We start from the raw sequence: 23,763 nt of genomic DNA on the forward strand, positions 1-23,763 counted from the left end.
GCCCCCGCACCCGCACCCGCACCCGCCGCAGGACCCGTCCGGGCCTCGCCGCCGGTCGCCGTACCGCCCGCCGCCATCGTCCTCACCGCCCTCCCCGGTTCCGTCGCCCACTCGTCCGCGTCTCACAGCCGCACCAGCGGTTCCAGGTCCGCGAACCGGCCTTCTCCGATGCCCTTGACCTCCCGCAGTTCGTCCACGGACCGGAACCCGCCCTGCTGCGTGCGGTAGTCGAGGATGTGCTGCGCCAGCACCGGGCCCACGCCCGGCAGGGCCTCCAATTGCGGACCCGTCGCCGCGTTGAGGCTCAGAGGGGCCCCGGCCGTACCTCCCCCGCCGTCGCCCGCCGATCCGTCGCCGCCGGATGCGCCTGGGGGCGCCGGAACCCCCGGCAGGCCCACCAGGACCTGTTCGCCGTCCAACAGCACCCGCGCCCGGTTGAGGCCGGTGAGATCCGCCCCCGAGGACGCCCCGCCGGCCGCGCGCAGCGCGTCCACGACTCTCGATCCGACGGGCAGGTGCTGGACACCTGGCCGCCGCACCTTGCCACTCACGTCGATCACGATCCGGCCCGGCACCGCGCTTTCCGCAGGCGGACCGGCAGGTGCACCGACAGGCGGCTCCGCCTTCTCACCGGCGCTGCCCGCGAGCTGGGCGGAGCCGACATCCGCCGCGACGCCCCGCACCACCTCCGGGGCCCCCACCGGTTGCGGCCCGGAGGACCAGAAGTGGGCACCCGCCAGCACGGTGAGGCCCGCCAGAACGACCGCCAGAGCTGCCAGGGCCTTCGGCTCCACGACGCAGCGCTGTGCGAGCCAGGCGGGGAGGCGTTCCAGCACCGCGAGCGGCACCGCCGGACGGCGCTCCTTGTGCCCGCCCGGCCCTCCGGCGGATCGCATCCGGCCGCGTCGTCGGGCCGCACGGCGTCGAGAGCGTCACCGGCCGGACTCCCACCGCGCCGGGACGCCGCCGCTGCCCGGACCGCCCCGTCGGACCCGGCTACCGCGTGCTCCTCCGTCGGCAGTCGTCCGCCCCGAGGGCCACCCCGGCCGGCTTCCTCGACGCGGCTCGGGAAGGCGCCGCCCATGTGGCCTGAAATGAGGCCGAGGGCTTGCCCTGGATCCGGACTCGAGCCTGCTCGTGGGCCTTGTCCCGTTCCCGGGTCTAATCCTGTAGCCGGGCCTGTCCCCGGTCCCGGGCCTGCTCCCGGCCCTTCCGTCAACAGCTGGTGTGCCCGCAGCCGACCGGCTGCGGCGGCGTCCTCCCTGGCCCGTCCCGCCGGGCGGCGTCTCCCGTGGCGCCCCGGGCCCGCCCCTGCAGGGCCCTGCGGACGGCTGCCGGGGCCGTGACGTGCCCGGGAAGCGAACGGCCTCCGGGCCGGGCCCGGCCCGGAGGCAGGGACTGCCTCCGGAGGGCTCCCGTGGCCCGGCTGACGGACCGCTCCGGGAGCACCGACCGGCTGGGGCGACGACGGAGGAACCGCGCCTGGTACATCGACGGGCCGGAACGGTGACGGAGAAGTCTGGCCGGGTGCTGCCATCGTCCGGGCCGACGACGGAGCCGCCGCACCGGCGACGGGCTGGGAAGAAAGCCGACCGACGCCCATGGGCGCGGCCGGACGGAACGCGGATTCGAGTGATCGGTACGTCATGCCTCAGGACGTTAGACACATCTCGCGGAACCCACCGAGAGCCCTCAATTTCGGTGAATAACCCAGCAGTTGTGGATAACCACGTCACCCTGAAGAGGGACCGGACCCTGTGCCCGTTGGAGCCCTATGCGTCCTTGCCCACGGCACGGCCGCGACCGTCCCGGACCGCCTCAGCGCGGTGAGACCACTGCCCCCAGCAACCCTGGTCCGGTGTGGGCGCCGATCACCGCCCCCACCTCACTCACGTGCAGTTCGGCCAGCCCCGGCAGCCGGGCCCGCAACCGTTCGGCCAGTGCGTCGGCCCGGTCCGGCGCGGCGAGATGGTGCACCGCGATGTCCACCGGGGCGTCCCCCGCGCACTCGGCCACGATCTCTTCGAGACGGGCGATGGCCTTCGAGGCCGTTCGCACCTTCTCCAGCATCTCGATGCGCCCCTCCGACAGCCGGAGCAGCGGTTTCACCGCCAGGGCGGACCCGAGGAGCGCCTGGGCCGCGCCGATGCGACCGCCCCGGCGCAGATAGTCGAGCGTGTCGACGTAGAAGAACGTGGAGGTGGCTTCCGCGCGGGCTTGCGCCGCGGCGACGGCGTCCTCGGCGGTTCCGCCCGCCTCTGCCGCCTCGGCCGCGGACAGCGCGCAGAAGCCCAGGGCCATGGCCACCATGCCGGTGTCGACGACGCTCACCGGCACCGGAGCCTCCTTGGCGGCGCGCACCGCGCCGTCATAGGTGCCGGAGATCTCCGAGGAGAGGTGGAGCGAGACGATCGCGTCCGCCCCCGCGTCCACCGCTGCCCGGTACGTCGCCGCGAACGTCTCCGGGCTCGGCATCGACGTGGTGACGGAGTGGCGTTTCTGCAGCGCCAGCGCCAGCGAACGGGCCGACGCCTCAGTACCGTCCTCCAGGGCCTGGCTCCCCAGGACGACGGTCAGGGGAACAGCCGTGATGCCGTGCCGTTCCATCGCCTGGGGCGGCAGGTAGGCCGTGGAATCGGTGACGATCGCGACATGGCGGGACATGAGCCGGAGGTTACCCGTAGCCGCCTGGACGCCGCAGCCCGGCCCCGGTCCGCCGCTCGCCGGTTCGCCGCCCGGATCAGAGCCCGGCGCCTGCGGGCGTCGCGCCCGCGCCGTGCATGCCCGTCAACGGACAGCCATGCCCGCCGAGGGTAAGACCCCCGGGCCGTCCGAGGGTACGGCCCCCGGGGGAACTCAGTTGGTCGCCTCCGGCTTCGCCGACTTCTGCCACGGATAGGTCGGGCGCGCCCCGGGGTCCGCGGCCGTGATCGACTGCTGCTGAGGCGGCTCTTCCTCGGTGGGGCCCGCCCACGACTGGGCGGGGGCGGCATCGGACGAGTCCGGCCAGGAACCGTGCGGTCCGGACCCGCCGGGTCCGTCCGCCTCCCGGCCTCCCGGTCGCTCCTGCGGCTGCTCGACCGTCCAGTGGCGCAGTGCGCCCGCCTCCACGTCGATCTGGGCGTTGAGTGCGTCGAAGTCCTCGTCCGCGAACTGGCGGGCGCGGTCCCGGGCCGCCCACCGCAGGGACTCGGCCGAGTGTGTGATCCGCTCGGTGCGCTCCCGCAGACGCGGCATCAACGACGCCACCGTGGCCCGGTCCGGTTCGCGTTCGAGCCGCCTCAGTTCGTCGTCCAGCTCGCGTCCGTGCGCGCTGAGACGCTCGAAGAGGCCGAGGGACTCGGAGAGCGAGGCGTCCTCCGCCGCGCCTGCCCGCAGCGCCTCCTGGGTGGCCCGCATGGAGGTGCGCAGTGACAGGCGGAGCTGGGCCAGCTCACCCACCACGCCCGGCTGACCGAGGCTCTTCGCGCGGAGCGTGGTGTCCTCCACCGAGCGGCGGGCCTGGGTGATCGTCCTGTCGACGCCCCGCTTGGCGGCCTTGACGGCTTTGACTCCGGCGTAGACGCCCAGCGCCACGAAGGCGACGAAGAGGAGTGTCAGGATCAACAGCACGGTCTCCATGAACGCCCCTCGGCAGTCGATCGGGTCGGTACGACGCGCGGCCACCGGTGGCCGCCGCCTCTCCACCGTAAACGCAACGGGCAGGCCAGGGGTTCCATCGGAACCCCCAACCTGCCCGTAGGGGAAAACCCGGGACCCTCCGCACGGCGGAGGCGCCCTGTGTGTGTCAGGCGGGAACGATGTTGACCAGCTTCGGTGCGCGCACGATCACCTTGCGGATGGCCGCGCCGTCCAGGGCCGCCACGACATTCTCGTCGGCCAGCGCCAGCGCTTCCAGTTCCTCGTCGGAGATAGCCGGGGAGATCTCCAGGCGGGCCCTGACCTTGCCCTTGACCTGCACCACGCAGGTCACGGTCTCGTCCACGACGTACGCCGGGTCGGCGACCGGGAAGTCCTGGTGGACGACCGAGTCCTGGTGGCCCAGGCGACGCCACAGCTCCTCCGCGATGTGCGGGGCCAGCGGCGCGACCAGCAGCACCAGCCGCTCGGCAACGGACCGGGCGACGGGGGCGTTGGCCTTCGTCAGGTGGTTGTTCAGCTCGGTCACCTTGGCGATGGCGGTGTTGAAACGCATCCCGGCCATGTCCTGGGCGACCCCGTCGATGGCCTTGTGCAGGGCGCGCAGCGTGTCCTCGTCGGGCTCGGCGTCGACGACGGTGACCTCGCCGGTCTCCTCGTCGACCACGTTGCGCCACAGCCGCTGCAGCAGGCGGTACTGGCCGACCACGGCACGGGTGTCCCAGGGACGCGACACGTCCAGCGGGCCCATGGCCATCTCGTACAGCCGCAGGGTGTCCGCGCCGTACTCGGCGCAGATCTCGTCCGGGGTGACGGCGTTCTTCAGGGACTTGCCCATCTTGCCCAGGACGCGGCTGACCTTCTCACCCTCGTAGTAGTACGCCCCGTCCCGCTCCTCGACCTCTGCGGCCGGGACCGGGATACCCCGGCCGTCGCGGTAGACGAAGGCCTGGATCATGCCCTGGTTGTACAGCTTGTGGAACGGCTCGACCGAGGAGATGTGCCCCAGGTCGTGCAGCACCTTCGACCAGAAGCGGGCGTACAGCAGGTGCAGCACCGCGTGTTCGGCGCCGCCGACGTACAGGTCGACGCCGCCCAGTGGCTGGCCCTCGCGGGGGCCCATCCAGTACTGCTCGATCGACGGGTCGACCAGTTCGCGCTCGTTGTTCGGGTCCAGGTAGCGCAGCTCGTACCAGCAGGACCCGGCCCAGTTCGGCATGGTGTTGGTCTCGCGCCGGTACTTCTTCGGCCCGTCGCCCAGGTCCAGCGTGACGTTCACCCAGTCCGCGTTCCGGGACAGCGGGGTCTCCGGCTGGGTGTTCGCGTCGTCCGGGTCGAAGGTGCGCGGCGAGTAGTCGTCGACTTCCGGCAGCTCCAGGGGCAGCATCGACTCGGGCAGCGGGTGGGCGACGCCCTCCTCGTCGTAGACGATCGGGAAGGGTTCGCCCCAGTAGCGCTGGCGGCTGAACAGCCAGTCGCGCAGACGGAAGTTGACCGTGCTCTCACCGACGCCGTGCGTCTCCAGCCAGGCCGTGACCCGGGTCTTGGCCTCGGCGACGCCCAGGCCGTCCAGGGAGATCCGGTCGTTGGCGGAGTTGACCAGCTTCGCGTCGTACGACGCGAAGGCGCTGTCCCAGGTCGAGGGGTCGGTGCCGCGGTCGTCGGACGGCTGCACGACGCAGCGCATCGGCAGCTCGAAGGCGCGCGCGAAAGCGAAGTCGCGGGGGTCGTGCGCGGGCACGGCCATGATCGCGCCGGTGCCGTAGCCCACCAGGACGTAGTCCGCGATGAAGACCGGCACCTGCTCGCCGCTGACCGGGTTGGTCGCGTACGCACCGGTGAAGACGCCCGTCTTGTCCTTGGCCTCGACCTGGCGCTCGACGTCCGACTTCGCGGCGGCCTGCTTGCGGTAGGCGGTGACGGCCTCGGCCGGGGTGGCGTGGCCGCCGGTCCAGACGGGGTGCGTGCCCTCGGGCCAGGCGGCCGGAATGATCCGCTCCACCAGCTCGTGCTCCGGGGCCAGCACCATGTAAGTCGCGCCGAACAGCGTGTCCTGGCGGGTGGTGAAGACGGTGATGTCGCCGGCTCCGTCGACGGGGAAGTCGACCCGGGCGCCCTCGGAGCGGCCGATCCAGTTCCGCTGCTGCAGCTTGATGGCCTCCGGCCAGTCCAGCGCGTCCAGGTCGTTCAGCAGGCGGTCGGCGTAGGCGGTGATCCGCATGTTCCACTGGCGCAGCTTGGCCTTGAAGACCGGGAAGTTGCCGCGCTCGGAACGGCCGTCGGCGGTGACTTCCTCGTTGGCCAGCACGGTGCCCAGGCCCGGGGCCCAGTTGACGGGCGCGTCGGAGGCGTAGGCCAGCCGGTACTCGCTCAGCAGGTCGGCACGCTCGACGGCGGTCAGCCCGCTCCACGCACGGCCGTCGGGGGTCGGCCGCTCACCGCTCTCGAACTGGGCCACCAGCTCGGCGATCGGGCGGGCCCGGTCGGCGTCGGTGTCGTACCAGGAGTTGAAGATCTGCAGGAAGATCCACTGGGTCCACTTGTAGTAGTCGGCCTCGATCGTCGCGAACGAACGCCGCTTGTCGTGTCCCAGTCCCAGCCGCCGCAGCTGGACCCGCATGTTCTCCATGTTGGCTTCGGTGGAGGCGCGCGGGTGGGTGCCGGTCTGCACGGCGTACTGCTCGGCGGGCAGGCCGAACGCGTCGAAGCCCAGGGTGTGCAGGACGTTGTGACCGCTCATGCGCTGGTGGCGGGCGTAGACGTCGGTGGCGATGTAGCCCAGCGGGTGCCCCACGTGCAGCCCCGCGCCCGAGGGGTACGGGAACATGTCCATGATGAATTTCTTCGGCTTGGCCGCCAGCTCGGCGTCGCCCGCCAGGTCCCCGCCGGGGTTCGGCGCCTCGTAGGTCCCCTCGGCGTCCCAGAAGTCCTGCCAGCGTGCCTCGATGTCGGCGGCCATGGCCGCCGTGTAGCGGTGCGGCGCAGCCGTCTCGGCTGCGGAATTCGTCTCGCTCATGATCCTCAAAGCTCCATCGATCGTCATCTGCCGGCGCCCACGGTCAAGGACACGCGTCTACGGAAACGAAAAATCCCCTCGCACAGGAGGGGAAGCCGCGCCGGTTCCGACCAGGCCGTCTCACCGGTCGGGAGTGATCAGCGCGGCTCGCTAAGCAGAAGGCGTACGGCACGCATGGCGTCAGGGTACCGCACCGGCCGGGACCCTTCCGGAGTGTGACCGCCTCGTGGACAGCTCCGCCCGGGCGCCGAGCCTGGCATCCGGCCCCTCGGCACACCCCGCCACGACGAAAAGCGGGCCATCCGTCCGGATGACCCGCTTTTCCACCGTGGAGCTAAGGAGAATTGAACTCCTGACCTCCTGCATGCCATGCAGGCGCTCTACCAACTGAGCTATAGCCCCTTGTTCTGCCGCCGCCCGGTTTCCCTTGGCGACATCGAGAACATTACACGGTCACCCCGGTCCACCACCAAATCGATTCCACTCCGGGGCGATATGCCCGAATCTTCCCCACGGGGAGGCGGCAGGGTTGCCTGGCGCCCCGCCGGTCACCCGCGCCTCAGGCGGTCGCGAAGGAGTAGAAGCGTTTGAGGGTGCAGTGCTCCTCGAGGAGCCTGCCGTAGATCGGCTCCCCCTCGAGCTCCCGGTAGGTCTCGATGGGGTCGCCTTTTATGATCAGCGCCCGCGCGCACTCCTCACACCAGTACTGGTATTCCGCATTGATCGGATCCATGTCCCTGACGATGGGCGTACCGCTGCCGCACCAGTCGCAGGTCCGCCTGTGTGCACCCATGCAGTCAGCTCCAGCTGTGGCCGCTGGCCGTGTGCGCGTGGGAGACCCCGAGGCCGGCTCCCGGGGCATGGACCCCGGGGGACGTACGACGGGACGGGCAGCCGGGACGGGACCGTTGTTCGGGAATCACGGGAACTGCGGACGTGGCCGGAGAGCGGGACGCACCGAGAGCGAAGGGCAGGTCGGGGACCTGTTCGCGACTCACAGGCATCGCGCTCCCTCCCGATCGGTCCCTCGCCCCCTCCGGCGCTCCGATTCTGCCATGCCGCCGCAAGAGGGGTCAGCCCGCCGAGCCAGAGTCCCCCTCGCGCACCCGGTCCGAGGGCCGGCACCGCACACCTTGCGCCCGGGGCGATGTGACGGAGGATCAGCCGGGGTCGTCACGGAGATTCCGTTTCCTCGCACGCGCCGCGGACGCCCCGCCCGCCCCACGGCCCGGTCGGCGGGACTGGACGTAACCCCGCGGGCCCGGCGCGCCCGGGGGCGCTCTCAGCGTCCCGGCGGAGGGTCCAGGCGCGGGATCGGGAACGCAGAAGATCCCGCCCCCGGTGATGGGGACGGGATCTCGCTTGTGGAGCTAAGGAGAATTGAACTCCTGACCTCCTGCATGCCATGCAGGCGCTCTACCAACTGAGCTATAGCCCCGCTGTTCACTGTGTTTCCCGCGTTTCCGCGCTGCGAACAAGAAGAACTTTAGCCTGTGACCAGCCGGAAAGTGAAATCCGGCCGGGGCCGCCCGCCAGAAGCCTCTCGGGCAGCGCTCAGACGTCGTCGCCGATCACCGGTTCGGGGAGCGTCCCGGCGTTGTGCTCCATGAGGCGCCAGCCCCGAGCCCCCTCGCCGAGGACGGACCAGCAGCAGTTGGTCAGGCCGCCGAGGCCCTCCCAGTGGTGCGATTCCAGGCCGAGCAGACGGCCGATGGTCGTCCGGATGGTCCCGCCGTGGCTGACCACGACGAGCGTCCCTCCGTCCGGCAGCTTGTCCGCGTGTTCCAGTACGACGGGGGCCGCCCGGTCGGCGACCTCGGTCTCCAGCTCGCCCCCGCCACGCCGCACGGGCTCGCCGCGCTTCCAGGCGGCGTACTGCTCGCCGTACCGCTCGACGATCTCGGGGTGCGTGAGCCCCTGCCATGCGCCGGCGTAGGTCTCGCGCAGCCCCGCGTCGTGCGCCACCGTCAGACCCGTCACCGCGGCGAGCTCGGCGGCTGTCGCCGCCGCCCTCCGCAGGTCCGAGGCGACGATCGCGTCCGGCCGGAGCGACGCGAGCAGCCGAGCGGCGCGGCGGGCCTGCCCGACGCCCGCTTCGGTCAGCTCGATGTCCGTGGTGCCCTGGAACCTGCGCTCCAGGTTCCAGGCGGTCTGACCGTGGCGCCAGAGAACGATCTTGCGGCCCCTGCCGCTGCTGCTGCCGTTCAGTTTTCGTCACCTTCCGGGCCGCCGTTGAGCCGGGCGTGCTCCTCGGCCTTGCCCCGGGTCTTCACCGCGTCCTCGGGGAGCGCGATCTCGGGGCAGTCCTTCCACAGTCGTTCGAGGGCGTAGAAGACGCGCTCCTCGCTGTGCTGGACGTGGATCACGATGTCGACGTAGTCGAGGAGGATCCAGCGGGCGTCGCGGTCGCCTTCGCGGCGGACCGGCTTGGCGCCGAGCTCCTTCTGGAGCTTCTCCTCGATCTCGTCGACGATCGACTTGACCTGGCGGTCGTTGGGGGCCGAGGCCAGCAGGAAGGCGTCGGTGATCGACAGGACGTCACTGACGTCGTAGGCGATGATGTCGTGCGCGAGCCGGTCGGCAGCCGCCTGAGCGGCGGCGTTGATGAGCTCGATGGAGCGATCCGTGGCGGTCACATGCAGGCTTTCGTCGGCGGTCGGGTCACCCCTAGGGTCTCACGGACCGCCGACAGGCCCTACTGGACAGGGCACGGCCCCCGCGGCGACGAGCACCGCGGGGGCCGGTCCCGTCATTCGTACGCGTAGTCCTGACCGAGGACGACCGAGACGTCCGCGTTGGCGGAGGGCTCGCCCTGCTCGACGGCCGTGGCCGGCAGCCCGAGGGTCTTGGCGACCTCGGCGGCGGCCGGCTTGTCCTCGGCGCTGCCGTAGATCACCTGCGAGGACGTCCCGGCGTCGGCCTTGCCGCCGTCGACGTACGCGTACCCGCCGTTGAGCACCGCGGCACGGGCGGCGTTGACGGCCTTGGCGTCGCCGGTGGTGTCCTTCACCGCGACCCGGAGCGGGGCGTCCTTCGCCGGGCTCTTCACCGCGCCGCCCAGGACCTCCTTGACCACGTTCCGCACGGCCGCGTCGGTCAGCGTCCCGTCCGCCTCGACGGGCAGCAGTTCGGTCGCGTAGTCGCCCACCTTGGCGTGCGAGGCGAGCTTCGCCAGGGACGCGCCGAGATCCGCCTCCGGCAGCGACGGGTCGAGGATCTGCGCGAGGGTCTGGACCGTGACGGTGGCGGCCTTCGGGTCCTGCGACAGCTTGCGCAGGACGCCGCGCATGACCTGCCCGAACCGCGTGAGCTGCTTCGCCTCGGCTTCACCGGGAGCCCGGTACGTGGCGTACGCGACGGCCATGGTGCCGCTCAGGGTCTGCGCCTTGCCCTCGCGCACGACGGGGGCGGCACCCTTCTTCGGGTCGGGCACGTCGGTGTCCGTGTCGACCTCGATGGTGCCGACCAGCTCGACGAGGTTCTCGAGGTACGGGGTGTCCAGCCGCCACGTTCCGGTGATCCGCGTGCCGAGCAGGGTGTCGATCGACTCGCGGGTCCCGGTGCTGCCGTCCTCGTCGACCGACTTCCCGAGCGTGGTCGTGGCGCCGTCGTCGTTGGCCACGGCGAGCGAGTTGGGCAGCAGGATCGTGGTGCCCCGGCGGGTGGTGACGTTGTCCACGAGCAGGGCCGTGGAGGTACCGCCGTGCTTGGTGTCATGCAGGTGGACGACGATGACGTCGCGCTTCTGCGCACCCGCGACGGTGGTCGCCCCTGCCTCCTCGTCGGAGAGGCCGGGAATCTTGCCCGCGGACCACAGGTAGCCGATCCCGCCGACGACGACGAGCGCCACGACGACGATCAGCGCGACCATGCGGTGTCGCCCGCGCCGCCGCGCCTCCTCGCGCCGCTCACTGCGGCTCTCGGTGAACTTCAGCCAGTCGATGACGTCCTCGGAGTCCTCGTCCGGCTCCTCGATGAACGCGAACTGCTCGGTGCGGTAGTCCGGTTCCGTCCGGCGCTGTCCCGGCACGGCACCGGGAACCGCCGGGCCGGCGGCCTGCGGGGCCGGCGCCTCGGGCGCCACGCTCTGCTGGGGGATGTTCCACTGCTGGGTCGGCACGGCCGCGTGCAGACCGGTGTCGTGCCCATGACCGCCGTAGGCGTACGGCGGGCCCGTCTCCTGCCCCGGCGCGGTCTGCGCCTGGCCGGTCTGCTGCACCGGCGCGGCCTGCGTGCCGCCGGCGTAGGGCTGGTAGCCCTGGGGCTGCTGCTGGGCGTAAGGGTCGTAGCCGTAGTCGTAGCCGTACCCGGCGGGACCGCCCTGGCCGGGCTGCTGCGCGTACTGGCCCCCCTGCGCTCCTCCGTCACCGGGAGCCTGCGGCGTCTGCTCCGGCGGATAGCCGTCGTACTGCTGCTGTCCCGGCTGCTGGTACACCGGCTGCCCGTACGCGTCGTAGCCGATGATCTGCGGCTGCTGGCCATACGGGTCGTACGGGTTCTGTCGGTCGTTCACCGGTGCCCCTCTCCGTGGCTCACTCGCCGCGGTACAACTGGCGCTTGTCGATGTAGCGGACCACACCGTCGGGCACCAGGTACCAGACCGGATCCCCCTGCGCGACCCTTCCCCGGCAGTCGGTGGACGAGATCGCCAGGGCCGGCACCTCCACCAGGGAGACCCCGCCTTCGGGCAGCCCCGCGTCCGTCAGCACATGACCCGGCCGGGTCACCCCGATGAAGTGGGAGAGCGAGAAGAGCTCTTCCGCGTCCCTCCAGGTCAGGATCTGGGAAAGGGCGTCGGCGCCGGTGATGAAGAAGAGGTCCGCGTCGTCGTTGGCCTCGCGCAGATCCCGCAGCGTGTCGATGGTGTACGTCGGACCGCCGCGGTCGATGTCGCTGCGGCTCACCGAGAACTGCGGGTTGGACGCGGTGGCGATGACCGTCATCAGGTAACGGTCCTCGGCCGGGGAGACCTGCTTGTGGCTCTTCTGCCACGGCTGCCCGGTCGGTACGAAGACGACCTCGTCGAGATCGAACCGGGCGGCCACTTCACTGGCCGCCACGAGGTGTCCGTGGTGGATCGGGTCGAATGTCCCGCCCATGACGCCCAGTCGGCGCTTGCCGCGGCCGGCGGGCACTTGCTGCTCTCCCATGCGTGCAGACCCTACTGGTACGGCGTCAGGCGTCAGCGGTCGCGGTTGAAACGGGTGGTGATGAACAGCAGAAGCATCAGCACGACGAAGGCGCCTCCGCCGGTCAGGTACGGGCTGAGGCTTTCGTGGTTCCCGCCTTCTCCGCTCTCCGCGGCGAGGGTGACAAGCTGGTGTGCGGTGCTCGTGAGGCTCATCTTCTGCAAGACCTATCGATCGGGAGTCGGAAGGAAGACGTCGGGCACATCGTATGCGGGCGGTCCGGGCACGCTCACGGCGACTCAGTCGTTGGAGTCGTCGTTCCCGTAACCGCGTAGCAGGAACCAGGCCAGAAGCCCCGCTCCGACCAGCGAGACCAGCAGCACGATCCGGAGCGTGTTCCCCGCCCCCTGCTCCTCGGACGCGGCGGCGAGCAGTACGGCGGTGTGCGGCATTTCGGGCGCTCCTCAAGTTATCCACAGCCCCCCGCACACCGTAGCGCCAGCACCTAGGCTGGACGTGTCAGGGGGACGCGCGAGCGTCTCGCGCGAAACAGGGGGGTTTCCATGACCGAGAGCATGCACGAGAAGTCGCCGAGCAGGCGTCGCAGGCGTTTTCCGGGGATCTCGTCCCGTGCCTACGAACACCCGGCGGACCGCTCGGCGCTGGTCGCCCTGCGCAAGCTGGCAGGTTTCGACACGGTCTTCAAGGCCCTGAGCGGGCTCCTGCCGGAGCGCAGTCTCCGGCTTCTCTACCTCTCCGACTCCGTGCGGGTGAGCGACGACCAGTTCGCCCACCTCCAGGGCATGCTGCGGGACGCCTGCTACATCCTGGACCTGGCGAAGGTCCCCCAGATGTACGTGCGCCAGGACCCGCAGCCCAACGCCATGTGCATCGGCCTGGACGAACCGCTGATCGTGGTCACCACGGGACTCGTGGAGCTGCTGGACGAGGAGGAGATGCGGGCGGTGGTGGGCCACGAGGTCGGCCACGCCCTCTCCGGCCACTCGGTCTACCGCACGGTGCTCCTCTTCCTCACGGGGCTCGCCCTCAAGGTGGCGTGGATCCCGCTGGGCAACGTGGCGGTCATGGCGATCGTGACGGCCCTGCGCGAGTGGTTCCGCAAGTCCGAACTGTCCGCGGACCGGGCCGGACTGCTGGTGGGCCAGGACATCCGGGCCTCGATGCGGGGGCTGATGAAGATCGCGGGCGGCAACCACCTGCACGAGATGAACGTGGACGCGTTCCTCGCCCAGGCCGACGAGTACGAGAAGGCCGGCGATCTCCGGGACTCCGTGCTGAAGATCATGAACCTGCTGCCCCGCTCCCATCCCTTCACCACCGTGCGGGCCGCGGAGCTGAAGAAGTGGTCGGAGAGCCGGGACTTCCAACGCCTCATGGACGGGCATTACCCGCGGCGCGACGAGGACAAGGACACGTCGGTGACGGACTCCTTCCGCGAGTCCGCCGCGCACTACGCCGACACGGTGCGGACCAGCAAGGATCCCCTGCTGAAGTTCGTCGGGGACATAGCCGGCGGCGCCGGGGACCTGGGAGGACGGCTCCGCGACCGGTTCACCGGCACGGCCGGGCAGGACCGCGGCGCCGCCCGGGACACCGGTGACGGCGGCCCCGACGGCTCGGAGGGCTCCGGAGAGCCCGGAAGGGCGTAAACCTCGGGGAAAGGTCAGGCGGTGGGCGGACGCAGCTTCAGGGTGCCGCAGAGGTCTGCGGTAGTGCTGCCGGTGGCGTAGGGGTCGGTCCCGTCCGGCCCCCGCCCGTCCGGCCGTTCGCCCGCCAGCAGGGGGTGCAGTGCGTCGGCGGTCTCGTCCGCGCAGGAGAGCGGCCCCGCCTGCACCGAGGCGGTGCGCACCTCGAGCCGGTGCAGCCGCAGATCCTCCCGGTCGAACATGAAGCGCATCTGTCGGCGCACGGTGAACAGCGAGGCTCCGTCGGCCTGCTGAGGGCCGTTGACCGCGGGACGCAGGACGTACGTGAAGGTGTGGTCCGACAGGACCTCCAGCGCGCCGGTCTCCGTCTCCGTGTAGTCCAGCGATCCTTGGACCCTGATCCTCGGATCGGCGAGTTCCACCTCGCCGGGGTCGAAGCGCACCACCCAGCCGGTCGCGGCGTGTTCCCCGTCGTCGGCGGGTGCGGCCTGGCTTCGTTCGAACTGGGCCGACTGGTCGGGGTCCAGCAGGGCTTCGACGGAGCGCTGTTCATGACCGGTGATCACGTCGGGGTTGAGGGAGGACTCCACCAGATAGTCCTTGGCGGTGGCCAGCGCCGCGGTCACCTGACTCGTCGAAAAGCTCTGGGTCCGCCGGACGGACGGCAGATTGATGCCGTCGGCCCCGGTGCTGAAGCCGGCGGCCGGACCGGCCTCGACGAGGTCGGCGGCCACGCCGCCCGGCACCGCGCCCCGTGGGGCCAGGGGGACGACGGTGGCACGGAGCGGTGCGGCCCGCTGCGGCAGGGGTTCGATGTACGGCTGGCGGAAGCCGATGTAGACGGCGGCCGCGAAGGCCAGGGCGATCAGGGCCACCAGCAGGGTGGCCGCGCTCCGGCCGCGCCGTGTCGCGCGACGGGGAAGGGAACGGACCGCACGCGCGTGGTCGCCCATGCGTTCCCGGGCGGAGAACTCCTGCAGCCGGGCAGCCCGGACGAAGGACTCGTCGAAGACGAGTGCGCGGTACTCGTCGTCGCCGCCCGCGCCGTTCTCGGGTGTCTCTTCCGGTGGATCCGCACGGCCTGCCATGACTTCTCCCGATCTCCACACCACCGGCCGAGGTCGGTGCGCAACGGTCTGCCCGGCCGAGTGGCCGCGGGCAGCGAGAAGCCCCCTCCGGAAGAGGGGTCACATCTTGAGGGTAGGTCGATCGGCTCCGCCGTAAACGCGGAGACGGCGGGCAAGCGTGGAGGCCGCCGGACCGCGGGCCGCCGCACGGGCGGGCCGGGGACCCGCCGGACGTGGGATCGGGGCCGCCCGGAGCAAGCACCCCGGCAGCCCGGAACACCCGCGTTCGCGGGCATCCGTCCGGGTGACCGGCCGGCCCGTGCGACGGCCCGGCCGCGCTCTCCGAGCGGCTCCACAACCGCCGGGAACGGAACGAGGACCCGCGGCGCGACAACGCGACAGCGGGACAGCAGGACAGACAGCGGGACAGAGCCAGGACAGCAGCAGCAGGACAGCAGGACAGTGACAGCCAGCAGGACAGCAGGACAGCAGGACAGCAGGACAGCAGGACAGCAGGCAACGACACGCGACGAGGGAAAGGAGTGGTCATGGCGAACGTCGGAGTCGGACGCGGCGAGGCGACCGGATCAGGGAGTGCGCGGCAGGACGGAGACCGGTGCTCGGGACGGGCCCACGACCGCCGAGGGCAGTGCGCCCGGCGTGGGGTCGACGCCGGTCGAGGCCGGGGCGGGGGCTTCGCTCCGGGGAGCGGCCCCGCCCCGGTAGACCGCGTTGAAGGCCAGGGCCACCATGCCGATACCCATCAGCAGGGCGAGCAGCCAGGCCACCGGGCGGTGCCAGCGGGCGCTGCCGCGGTAGGGCCGCAGCGCCCCGCCGTGGGGCCCGTACGGCCCCCGGACGGCGTCATGGGCCGGGTCGTCGGGGTCCAGCGGGTCCCCGTCGGGCCCCCAGCCGTCGTACGCCCCGTCGCGGCCGTGGGCGTACTCGTCGTAGAGGTCCTCGTCGACGGCGCCCACGCCGTGGACGAACCGGGCCGCCTCCGCCTCGGCACGTGCCTCGGCGGCGGCGACCAGCCTCTCCACCGCGGTGGGCTCGTGGAACTCGGCGGACCGGACGAACGCCTCGTCGAACACCACGGAGGCGAAGTCCTCGTCAGCGCCCCCGCGGTCGTCGTCGGGCTCCCAGCCGTCCTGGAACGGCCTGCCCCCCACGTCGTCCGGCACGGACTCAGCGTAGCCCCGCGGCGGCGGTTGGGGCAGGGGGACGGCGAAGTCCGCCGACGCGACGGGGCCGGCCGGTTACCGGATGTGACCGTCGCCGGTGACGATGTACTTGGTCGACGTCAGCTCCGGAAGGCCCATCGGCCCGCGGGCGTGCAGCTTCTGCGTGGAGATGCCGATCTCGGCGCCGAAGCCGAACTGGCCACCGTCGGTGAACCTGGTCGACGCGTTGACGGCGACCGTGGTCGAATCCACCAACTGGGTGAAGCGACGGGCCGCGGCCTGCGACGTCGTGACGATCGCCTCGGTGTGCCCCGACGACCAGAGCCGGATGTGCTCCACGGCCGCGTCCAGCGAATCCACGACCGCTGCCGCGATGTCGTACGACAGGTACTCCGTCTCCCAGTCCTCCGGGGTCGCCTCCACGACGGTCGCCTTGGAGTCCGCGGCGTGAGCCATGACGCGTTCGTCGCCGTGCACCGTCACCCCCGCGTCGGCCAGCGCGTCCAGGGCGAGCGGCAGGAAGCTGTCCGCGACGTCCCGGTGGACGAGCAGCGTCTCGGCCGAGTTGCACACGCTGGGGCGCTGCGCCTTGGAGTTGACGAGGATGTCCACCGCCATGGCCAGGTCGGTCTGCGCGTCGACGTAGACGTGGCAGTTGCCGGTGCCGGTCTCGATGACGGGGACGGTCGACTCCTCCACGACCGTCCGGATCAGGGCAGCGCCGCCGCGCGGGATGAGCACGTCGACCAGGCCGCGGGCCCGCATGAGTTCGCGTACCGACTCGCGGCTGTCGCCCGGTACCAGCTGCACCGCGTCGGCCGGCAGGCCGGAGCCGCCGATCGCGTCGCGCACCACGCGGACGAGTGCGGTGTTGGAGGCGGAGGCGGAGGACGACCCACGCAGCAGCACCGCGTTGCCGGCCTTCAGACAGAGGGCGGCGGCGTCGGCCGTGACATTGGGCCGGGCCTCGTAGATGATCCCGACCACTCCGAGCGGCACGCGGATCTGGCGGAGGTCGATGCCGTTGGGCAGGGTCGAGCCGCGCACGACCTCGCCCACCGGGTCGGGCAGCGCCGCCACGTCGCGTACGTCCGCGGCGATGGCGCGCACGCGTTCGGGCGTCAGGGTGAGCCGGTCCACGATCGAGTCGCTGGTGCCCGCCGCCCGGGCCCGCGCGACGTCCTCGGCGTTGGCCTCGACGATCTCGGCGGTGCGCACCTCCAGAGCGTCGGCGACGGCCAGCAGCGCGTCGTCCTTCGCGGCACGCGGCAGCGGCGCGACGTCGGCGGCGGCAGCGCGTGCCCGGTAGGCGGCCTGCGCGACCGGGGACATGTTGTCGTACGGCGAGAGCGTGGTCATGCCCGCAGAGTAATGGGACCTCTGCGGGCATCCGGCACGTATCCCGTGATGCGAGACGGCCTCCCCCGAAGGGTGGGCGGCTCAGTACGGGTGTACGCCCACGGGGGTGGCGGGCGGCGGCCCGTACCCCTCGGCGACGCGCTGGTGGTACGTCTCCCGGTCGATGACCTCGAGCCCGACGATCTCCCAGGGCGGCAACTGCGCGCTGGACCGGTGCTCGCCCCACAGTCGCAGCGCCACGGCTGCGGCGTCGTGGAGGTCCCGCGCCTCTTCCCAGTAGCGGATCTCGGCGTGGTCGTTGGCGTACCGGCTGGTCAGCAGGAACGGGTGGTCGTGGGCGAGTTGCTCCAGGCCCCGTCTGATCTCGTGCAGAGGCGTCTCGCCGCCCGAGACGCAGAGCGTGACGTGCCACAGCTTGGACGGGGCACGTTCCTCCTTCACCGGTGCCGGCAGCCGCTCGGCGCCCTCGTCGTCCGGGCGGTCGGCCGGCAGGCTCCGGTCGAAACCGGCCCCCGCTCCGACACTCGTCAGGGCACGGGTCCCCGTTCCTCGGGGCGGCGCCCCCGGGCGCGCTCGTCTCACCGGCGGCCTCCTGTGAATGTGTTGCCGTGCTGTGGCCCTGCGAACCCCCACGGCAAAGTGGACCAGTCCCGGGGCGGGCGTGGGGCGGTTTTGGTGAAGGTCTCCGTACGGAGGCTGGACTTTTCAGCCGATTCGGGGGGTGGAACGGGGCATGAGAACGACAAGATCGTCCCTGTGTACGACCTCGCGCTCGTACGCGGGGCCGAGTTCCTTCGCCAGGTCGCGGGTGGAGCGGCCGAGGAGCTGGGGGATCTCCCGGGCGTCGAAGTTGACGAGCCCACGGGCGACCGGGCGCCCGGCGGGGTCACGAAGCTCGACCGGGTCGCCGGCCGTGAAGTCGCCCTCGACCGCGGAGATCCCGGCGGGCAGCAGCGAGGTCCTGCGCTCGACGACGGCGCGGACCGCCCCGTCGTCGAGGACGAGGGCGCCCCGCGGGGCCGAGGCGTGGGCCAGCCACAGCAGACGGTCGGCGGAGCGGCGGCCGGTGCGGTGGAAGTACGTGCCGGTGTCGCGTCCGGCGAGGGCGTCGGCGGCGTGCGAGGCGGAGGTGAGCACGACCGGGATGCCGGCCGCGGTGGCGATGCGTGCCGCCTCGACCTTGGTGACCATGCCGCCGGTTCCCACGCCCGCCTTGCCGGCGCTGCCGATCGTGACCCCCTCCAGATCTGCCGGGCCGGTGACCTCGGCGATGCGGGAGGTGCCGGGGGTGCTCGGGTCGCCGTCGTAGAGCCCGTCCACGTCGGAGAGCAGGACCAGCAGATCGGCGTGGACGAGATGGGCGACGAGGGCCGCGAGCCGGTCGTTGTCCCCGAACCGGATCTCGTCGGTGGCGACGGTGTCGTTCTCGTTGACGACCGGCACCGCCCCCATCTCCAGGAGCTGGTCGAGGGTCCGGTAGGCGTTGCGGTAGCTGGCGCGGCGGCTGGTGTCGTCGGTGGTGAGCAGCACCTGCCCGACGCGTACGCCGTACCGGGCGAAGGAGGCCGTGTAGCGGGCAACCAGCAGGCCCTGCCCGACGCTGGCAGCGGCCTGCTGGCGGGCGAGGTCCTTCGGTCTGCGGACGAGTCCGAGCGGGGCGAGCCCCGCGGCGATCGCCCCGCTGGACACGAGGACGATCTCCCGTTCGCCGCCGTCGCGGACCTTGGCCAGGACGTCGACGAGGGCATCGACCCGGTCGGCGTCGAGACCGCCGACGGCCGTGGTCAGCGAGGAGGACCCGACCTTCACGACGATCCTGCGGGCTTCTGTCACGTGCTGCCTCGCCACTGTCTCCCCTACCGCTGTCACGCGCCCGAATCTATGCCAGTCGGGGTGTCCGGCGCGCGGACGTTCCGGTCACTGGACAGCGGCGGCCCGCTCCGGTGCGGGCGGCCACCGCGGGCGGAGCGGGGCACGGCGGCGCCGCGGACCGGACCGCGTGTGCGGCCGCGCCCTTCGCGGAGGGCGCGGCCGCACACGGTCACGGAGGGCGGGTCAGCCGGCGGTGAAGCGGCTCTCGGTGAACTCGCGTTCCGGGCCGTCCGCGGCGCTCTGCGCGCTCTTCGCCGGCCGGCCCGACGCGGCGCGGGCCGGTCCGGGCTCCCACGAGCGTGCGGGCTCCTGAGACCGTCCGGATTCCTGAGACCGTCCGGGTTCCTGAGACCGTCCGGGTTCCTGAGACCGTCCGGGTTCCTGGTGCGCTCCCGGCCGCCGCGCATCGGCCGGCGTCCCGGCTCCGGCGGTCGTCGCGGATCCCGCCGCGGCGGTCGGCTTCGTCGTCCCGGAGTCCGCGACGGAGGCCGGTACCACGGCTGGTTCCGGTCGCCGGAGGCCGAGGTCCTTCAGCTTCATCGCGGGCCGCTCCACCAGGTGCCAGGAGAACGCGGCGACGGCGGTGGACCCGATCAGCGACATCAGCAGGAACGGCCAGAACCCCCAGCGGGCGCCTCCGAGCGCCACCAGCGCCTGCTGGACCACGAACCCGTAGATGTAGATCCCGTACGAATAGTCGTTGCGGGAGGCGATCCTGCGGAAAGGAGCGGGGAGCCGGATGGCGAGCCACAGCAGCAGGTAGGCGAAGGCGAGCAGCCCGAAGATGAAGAGGTAGCCGTAGTGGATGGTCACCATCAGCACCACGGCCGAGGTGACGCCCAGCACGTCGCTGACCGGGACGCGCTCACGGTAGAGCTCGATCAGCGAGCCCACCGCGAACGCGAAGGAGAGGTAGAGGATGACGTCGGGGTCGAACTTCCCCATGACCTCCACAAGCACGAAGCTCACGGAGTAGGACGAGTCGTCCGAACCCGCCCAGAACGGCGCGTGGACGGCGTCCTGGAGAATCAGCCAGCCGAGCACGACCACCAGCAGGAGCACGGCGCGGCGCGCGCGGGTGAGGACACCCGTGATCGCCAGGATCGCGACCCCGAAGTAGCAGAGGACCTCGTACCGCAAGGACCACAGGGCGGCGTCGATGCTCGGGCTGTGCGCGAGTCCCGAGTCGCGGGACGTGGCGATGACGCCGGAGACGTCGTTCTGCCGCGGCGCCACGGCCCAGTTCGACCACAGGTAGTCCAGCGGCCCTCTCGAGTGCCCCCAGAAACCTTCCAGCCCGCCCTGCTGCCGCCAGTACAGGAAGGGGGCGACGACGAAGGCGGTCACCGCCAGGCAGACCCAGAGGCCGGGGAGCAGGCGCAGGGCCCGGTGCCAGAGGAACCGGCCGACCGGCAGCCTCTTGCCGCTGCGTGTGACCAGGATGCCCGACAGGACGAAGAAGCCGTAGACGGCCAGCTTGCCCAAGTCGGTCTGCCCGTGGCTGAAATAGTGACCGAACTCCTTGTCGCCGAATCCCAGCACGCTCGCGTGCGAGACCACGACCGCCGAAGCGAGAACGAATCTGATGATCCCCAGGCTGTTGTCGCGCCCGGAGAAACGCTCCGCCACGGAACCGTGCGACCACCGCATGCGTCGGTCACCGGTGCGGGTAAGCGAAATGATGGCACCTCTCCCCAAGGCAGCACGGTCTGCCGCGTTCCGGATGCTCCCGAAGACGGGCTCACGACTGCGGGAGCAGATGTAAGGTGTGTCACTTGCACTCGACGAGGGGCACTGGGACACACCCCTTTGATGCACCGTACATGACATAGCGCGCTCCGGGCCGAACTGTTCGATCCGCCACAGCCGCTATGGTGCTTGCGGGCGGTGGCCCGCACTCCGACCGGCCTCCGATCCCGATCCGCCTTCGCGTTCAGGGTTCCCACAAGAGATGGGACACAGTTGTGTCAGTGAAAGTCAGTGTCGTCATTCCGGTGTACAACCCGGGTAAGTACATCGATCCGTGCATCGATTCCCTGCTGCGTCAGACGCTCCCTCCGGAGGAGTTCGAAGTCCTGTTCGTCAATGACGGGTCGACGGACGACACTGCCTCGCGACTGGAAAAGCTGGCGACGGAACACCCGCACTTCCGTGTGATCACCATCCCTAATTCGGGGTGGCCGGGCAAGCCTCGCAACATCGGCGTGGCGGAGGCCAAGGGCGAATACGTCCAGTTCGTCGACCAGGACGACTACCTCGCCTCGGAGGCCCTCAAGCGCCTCTACGACATGGGCCACCGCAACGGCTCGGACATCGTCATCGGCAAGGTGGCCAGCAACTTCCGTGGCGTGCCGCACGGTGTCTTCAAGGTCAACCGCGAGAAGTGCACCCTGCGGGACGCCCCGCTGTACGACAGCCTGACGCCGCACAAGATGTTCCGCACGGAGTTCCTCCGCGAGAACAACATCGCCTATCCCGAGGGGAAGCGGCGGCTCGAGGACCAGCTCTACATGATGCAGGCGTACTTCCCCGCGAAGGTCGTCTCCATCCTCGGCAATTACACCTGCTATTACTACTCGCGGCGCGATGACGGCCAGAACGCCGGATCCGCGAAAATCATCCCGTCGGGCTACTACGGGAACCTCCGCGAAGTCCTCGACGTGGTCGTGGAGAACACCGAGCCGGGTGACTTCCGGGACCTGCTGCTCCGCCGCTTCTACCGCGTCGAGATGCTCTCGCGTCTCTCCGAGCCCGCCGTGCTGAAGTACACACCCGAGTTCCTGGACGAGATGGTGGACGCCGTCGAGGGCCTCGCCGAGGACTTCATGCACGACGGGGTGCACAACGGACTCGGCCCCCTCCAGCGGCTCCGCTCCACCCTGCTGCGCAACGACGACCGCCAGGGCCTGCTCCGCATCGCCCGGCTGGCCGCCTCCGTCAAGGCGAAGGCGCGCCTGGAGGAGTTCGACTGGCAGCCGGACGGACGGGCCGCCCTGCGCGTCACCGGGCGGCTCGTGCACGGCGAGGACGAGGCTCCGGTCACCCTGGTGCGCCGCGACGGCAAGCTCTACCTCGACCCGAAGCTCACCGAGGGCCTCCTCCCCGCGGGTGAGCTCCTGGACGTGACGGACGACATCGACGGTTACGCCGGCGAACTCTCGCTGCGCAACCGTGAGACCGCGGTCGAGTGGGCCTGCCCGGCCACGTTCACCAGCGAGGTCGAGACCATCGACGGCGAGGTGTGCGAAGTCGTCCTGCACGGACGCGGCTTCGTCACCTCGGAGGCGGTCAAGGGCCGCGGCCGCGTCTCGCGCGGCTTCTGGGACATCTGGGTGCCACTGCGCGGCCTGGGCCTGGTGCGCAAGGCACGGCTCGGCGCCGACCGCGCGGAGACCGTCGACGCGTCCTGCCTTCCGGCATCGCTGGGCTCCCCCGCCCGCGCCGTGATCCCCTACTTCACGGACCCGTTCGGCAACCTCACCCTCGACGTGGCACGGCGGGCCAAGAAGCTCGCCGAGTACCTGGAGGGCCGCCCGGTGATGCGGACCCCCGGCAACAGCCCCGAGCTGCGGCTGGACCTGTTCACCACCTCCTCGACCGCCCCGTCCGCGGTCGAACTGGTGCTCAGCAACCCCGGCGGCACCGACCGGGTGCTCCCGACGCAACTGCGCGCGGTGGAGAACCGGGCCCACCTGCCGGTCCCCAAGCGCGCCTCCGACGTTCCGGCCGGCACCTGGACGCTCTCGGTCCGTCTCGACGGGCCGAAGAACCCGCCGCTGGTCCTCTGCGACGTGACGGTCGGTCAGGACGGCCGTCTCACGCTGCCCGCGGACCTGCCCGTCGTGAGCGCCGAGCTCATGGCGCAGATGTCGGCCAAGCGCCGCAAGGCCACCGTCCGCAGCGCCCTGCGCAGCGTCGGCGGCCCGATCGTTCGCCGGCTGCCCGCGAAGGCCCGGCGCAAGGCGCGCAAGCTCGCCGCACGCGTGACGGGCTGACCGCTCCGCCACCAGGACCGCGGACGGCGGAGCGCGGGCGGGGACACAGGCGTCCCCGCCCGCGCTCCGGCGGCCGGCCACGACGTCCGGTGAAACCGCACCGGCGGCGCCGGACGTCGGAACCGAATGACTTCAGCACAGACGTTCAGCACAGACGTAAGGACGTGATCAGATGCGCCAGCTCGCCATCTCCGGGGCGTGGGTGCACGAACCGAAGATCTTCCCCGACAGCCGGGGCAGCTTCCACGAGTGGTTCAAGGAGGCGGACTTCGCGGAGGCGGCGGGCCACGGCCTGCGGCTCGCCCAGGCCAACTGCTCGGTCTCCAGCCGGGGGACGCTGCGCGGGATCCACTTCGCCGACGTGCCCCCCAGCCAGGCCAAGTACGTCAAGTGCGTGCGCGGCGCCGTCCTGGACGTCATCGTGGACATCCGGGTCGGCTCCCCCACCTACCGGCAGTGGGAGGCCGTGCGCCTGGACGACGTGGACCACCACGCGGTGTACCTCTCCGAGGGGCTCGGCCACGCGTTCATGGCGCTGACGGACGACGCGACCGTGGTCTACCTCTGCTCCGAGGGCTACGCGCCCGGCCGCGAGCACGGCATCAACCCGCTCGACCCCGCGCTGGGCATCGAGTGGCCGGAGGGCATCACTCCGCTGCTGTCCGACAAGGACGCCGCCGCCCCGAGCCTCGCCGAGGCCGAGCAGCAGGGTCTCCTGCCGTCCTACGAGGCGTGCCAGGCGTACGCCGCCGAGCTGCGCGCCCGCGGCTGACGGACGGCACACGCACGGGACGGGTCCGGCCGGTACACACCGGCCGGACCCGTCCCGTTTCCG

Annotated in this window: 20 protein-coding genes and 2 tRNA genes; 3 read left to right on the forward strand and 19 right to left on the reverse strand. The window is 71.3% G+C overall.

The window, feature by feature from the left end; translation table 11 throughout:
• Window positions 1–122 precede the first annotated feature (122 nt).
• The 13 genes from Q0994_RS00315 to Q0994_RS00375 form a co-directional block, all read right to left on the reverse strand.
• A complete protein-coding gene (locus Q0994_RS00315) occupies window positions 123–896 on the reverse strand; it encodes a ComEA family DNA-binding protein (protein ID WP_299527360.1) in 774 nt (257 codons plus the stop codon).
• A gap of 922 nt (window positions 897–1,818) precedes the next feature.
• On the reverse strand, window positions 1,819–2,664 hold the full coding sequence (locus tag Q0994_RS00320; RefSeq protein WP_299527362.1) for a DegV family protein: 846 nt from the start codon (window positions 2,662–2,664) through the stop codon (window positions 1,819–1,821).
• Between the two features lie 192 nt (window positions 2,665–2,856).
• Window positions 2,857–3,621, reverse strand: a complete 765-nt coding sequence (locus tag Q0994_RS00325; RefSeq protein WP_299528107.1) for a hypothetical protein — start codon at window positions 3,619–3,621, stop codon at window positions 2,857–2,859.
• 166 nt (window positions 3,622–3,787) lie between these two features.
• Window positions 3,788–6,655 (reverse strand): leucine--tRNA ligase, encoded by a 2,868-nt coding sequence (leuS, locus tag Q0994_RS00330; RefSeq protein ID WP_299527364.1) that lies wholly within the window; start codon window positions 6,653–6,655, stop codon window positions 3,788–3,790.
• 329 nt (window positions 6,656–6,984) lie between these two features.
• Window positions 6,985–7,057: transfer RNA gene (locus tag Q0994_RS00335), tRNA-Ala, on the reverse strand.
• Between the two features lie 157 nt (window positions 7,058–7,214).
• Window positions 7,215–7,448, reverse strand: coding sequence for a hypothetical protein (locus tag Q0994_RS00340; RefSeq protein WP_299527366.1), 234 nt, complete (start codon window positions 7,446–7,448; stop codon window positions 7,215–7,217).
• A 572-nt stretch (window positions 7,449–8,020) separates the two neighbouring features.
• Window positions 8,021–8,093 (reverse strand) — tRNA-Ala (locus tag Q0994_RS00345).
• 116 nt (window positions 8,094–8,209) lie between these two features.
• Window positions 8,210–8,863 carry a histidine phosphatase family protein gene (locus Q0994_RS00350; RefSeq protein ID WP_299528109.1) on the reverse strand — a complete coding sequence of 218 codons (654 nt, stop codon included), beginning with the start codon at window positions 8,861–8,863 and terminating at the stop codon, window positions 8,210–8,212.
• Window positions 8,860–9,291, reverse strand: a complete 432-nt coding sequence (gene rsfS / locus Q0994_RS00355) for a ribosome silencing factor (protein WP_299527368.1) — start codon at window positions 9,289–9,291, stop codon at window positions 8,860–8,862. The genes Q0994_RS00350 and rsfS overlap by 4 nt, the downstream gene beginning before the upstream one ends.
• Before the next feature lie 113 nt (window positions 9,292–9,404).
• Entirely contained in the window at window positions 9,405–11,168 is a 1,764-nt protein-coding gene (locus Q0994_RS00360) for an LCP family protein (protein WP_299527370.1), read from the reverse strand.
• Between the two features lie 19 nt (window positions 11,169–11,187).
• A complete protein-coding gene (nadD, locus tag Q0994_RS00365; protein ID WP_299527372.1) occupies window positions 11,188–11,805 on the reverse strand; it encodes a nicotinate-nucleotide adenylyltransferase in 618 nt (205 codons plus the stop codon).
• Between the two features lie 32 nt (window positions 11,806–11,837).
• Window positions 11,838–11,999, reverse strand: a complete 162-nt coding sequence (locus tag Q0994_RS00370; protein ID WP_299527374.1) for a hypothetical protein — start codon at window positions 11,997–11,999, stop codon at window positions 11,838–11,840.
• Window positions 12,000–12,083: 84 nt separating this feature from the next.
• Window positions 12,084–12,236: a hypothetical protein gene (locus Q0994_RS00375; protein ID WP_299527376.1), complete on the reverse strand. Its 153-nt coding sequence runs from the start codon at window positions 12,234–12,236 to the stop codon at window positions 12,084–12,086.
• A 111-nt stretch (window positions 12,237–12,347) separates the two neighbouring features.
• On the opposite strand from Q0994_RS00375, the gene Q0994_RS00380 reads away from it, so the two are divergent.
• Window positions 12,348–13,454 carry a M48 family metallopeptidase gene (locus Q0994_RS00380; RefSeq protein ID WP_299527378.1) on the forward strand — a complete coding sequence of 369 codons (1,107 nt, stop codon included), beginning with the start codon at window positions 12,348–12,350 and terminating at the stop codon, window positions 13,452–13,454.
• A gap of 14 nt (window positions 13,455–13,468) precedes the next feature.
• On the opposite strand, the gene Q0994_RS00385 is transcribed toward Q0994_RS00380, so the two are convergent.
• The 6 genes from Q0994_RS00385 to Q0994_RS00410 all read right to left on the reverse strand — a co-directional run bounded on the left by Q0994_RS00385 (window position 13,469) and on the right by Q0994_RS00410 (window position 20,583).
• Window positions 13,469–14,539, reverse strand: a complete 1,071-nt coding sequence (locus tag Q0994_RS00385; protein WP_299527380.1) for a hypothetical protein — start codon at window positions 14,537–14,539, stop codon at window positions 13,469–13,471.
• A gap of 566 nt (window positions 14,540–15,105) precedes the next feature.
• Window positions 15,106–15,702: a hypothetical protein gene (locus tag Q0994_RS00390; protein WP_299527381.1), complete on the reverse strand. Its 597-nt coding sequence runs from the start codon at window positions 15,700–15,702 to the stop codon at window positions 15,106–15,108.
• Window positions 15,703–15,777: 75 nt separating this feature from the next.
• Window positions 15,778–17,061, reverse strand: a complete 1,284-nt coding sequence (locus Q0994_RS00395; protein WP_299527383.1) for a glutamate-5-semialdehyde dehydrogenase — start codon at window positions 17,059–17,061, stop codon at window positions 15,778–15,780.
• Between the two features lie 81 nt (window positions 17,062–17,142).
• Window positions 17,143–17,643 carry a hypothetical protein gene (locus Q0994_RS00400; protein WP_299527385.1) on the reverse strand — a complete coding sequence of 167 codons (501 nt, stop codon included), beginning with the start codon at window positions 17,641–17,643 and terminating at the stop codon, window positions 17,143–17,145.
• Between the two features lie 123 nt (window positions 17,644–17,766).
• Complete coding sequence (proB, locus tag Q0994_RS00405) at window positions 17,767–18,894, reverse strand: glutamate 5-kinase (protein ID WP_299527387.1); 1,128 nt, start codon at window positions 18,892–18,894, stop codon at window positions 17,767–17,769.
• A 222-nt stretch (window positions 18,895–19,116) separates the two neighbouring features.
• On the reverse strand, window positions 19,117–20,583 hold the full coding sequence (locus Q0994_RS00410) for an acyltransferase (RefSeq protein ID WP_299527389.1): 1,467 nt from the start codon (window positions 20,581–20,583) through the stop codon (window positions 19,117–19,119).
• A 320-nt stretch (window positions 20,584–20,903) separates the two neighbouring features.
• On the opposite strand from Q0994_RS00410, the gene Q0994_RS00415 reads away from it, so the two are divergent.
• Both Q0994_RS00415 and rfbC read left to right on the forward strand, forming a co-directional pair.
• Window positions 20,904–22,928, forward strand: coding sequence for a glycosyltransferase family A protein (locus Q0994_RS00415; protein WP_299527391.1), 2,025 nt, complete (start codon window positions 20,904–20,906; stop codon window positions 22,926–22,928).
• A gap of 172 nt (window positions 22,929–23,100) precedes the next feature.
• Complete coding sequence (gene rfbC, locus Q0994_RS00420) at window positions 23,101–23,700, forward strand: dTDP-4-dehydrorhamnose 3,5-epimerase (RefSeq protein WP_299527393.1); 600 nt, start codon at window positions 23,101–23,103, stop codon at window positions 23,698–23,700.
• Window positions 23,701–23,763 lie beyond the last annotated feature (63 nt).

It is taken from the genome of uncultured Streptomyces sp., assembly GCF_947488945.1.
Lineage (GTDB): Bacteria > Actinomycetota > Actinomycetes > Streptomycetales > Streptomycetaceae > Streptomyces.

Excerpts from the sequence above, each read along its gene's own strand:
- Q0994_RS00315 (WP_299527360.1), bottom strand. The coding sequence starts at position 896 with ATGCGATCCGCCGGAGGGCCGGGCGGGCACAAGGAGCGCCGTCCGGCG.
- Q0994_RS00320 (WP_299527362.1), bottom strand. The coding sequence starts at position 2,664 with ATGTCCCGCCATGTCGCGATCGTCACCGATTCCACGGCCTACCTGCCG.
- Q0994_RS00325 (WP_299528107.1), bottom strand. The coding sequence starts at position 3,621 with ATGGAGACCGTGCTGTTGATCCTGACACTCCTCTTCGTCGCCTTCGTG.
- leuS (WP_299527364.1), bottom strand. The coding sequence starts at position 6,655 with ATGAGCGAGACGAATTCCGCAGCCGAGACGGCTGCGCCGCACCGCTAC.
- Q0994_RS00340 (WP_299527366.1), bottom strand. The coding sequence starts at position 7,448 with ATGGGTGCACACAGGCGGACCTGCGACTGGTGCGGCAGCGGTACGCCC.
- nadD (WP_299527372.1), bottom strand. The coding sequence starts at position 11,805 with ATGGGAGAGCAGCAAGTGCCCGCCGGCCGCGGCAAGCGCCGACTGGGC.
- Q0994_RS00370 (WP_299527374.1), bottom strand. The coding sequence starts at position 11,999 with ATGAGCCTCACGAGCACCGCACACCAGCTTGTCACCCTCGCCGCGGAG.
- Q0994_RS00375 (WP_299527376.1), bottom strand. The coding sequence starts at position 12,236 with ATGCCGCACACCGCCGTACTGCTCGCCGCCGCGTCCGAGGAGCAGGGG.
- Q0994_RS00380 (WP_299527378.1), top strand. The coding sequence starts at position 12,348 with ATGACCGAGAGCATGCACGAGAAGTCGCCGAGCAGGCGTCGCAGGCGT.
- Q0994_RS00385 (WP_299527380.1), bottom strand. The coding sequence starts at position 14,539 with ATGGCAGGCCGTGCGGATCCACCGGAAGAGACACCCGAGAACGGCGCG.
- Q0994_RS00395 (WP_299527383.1), bottom strand. The coding sequence starts at position 17,061 with ATGACCACGCTCTCGCCGTACGACAACATGTCCCCGGTCGCGCAGGCC.
- Q0994_RS00410 (WP_299527389.1), bottom strand. The coding sequence starts at position 20,583 with ATGCGGTGGTCGCACGGTTCCGTGGCGGAGCGTTTCTCCGGGCGCGAC.
- rfbC (WP_299527393.1), top strand. The coding sequence starts at position 23,101 with ATGCGCCAGCTCGCCATCTCCGGGGCGTGGGTGCACGAACCGAAGATC.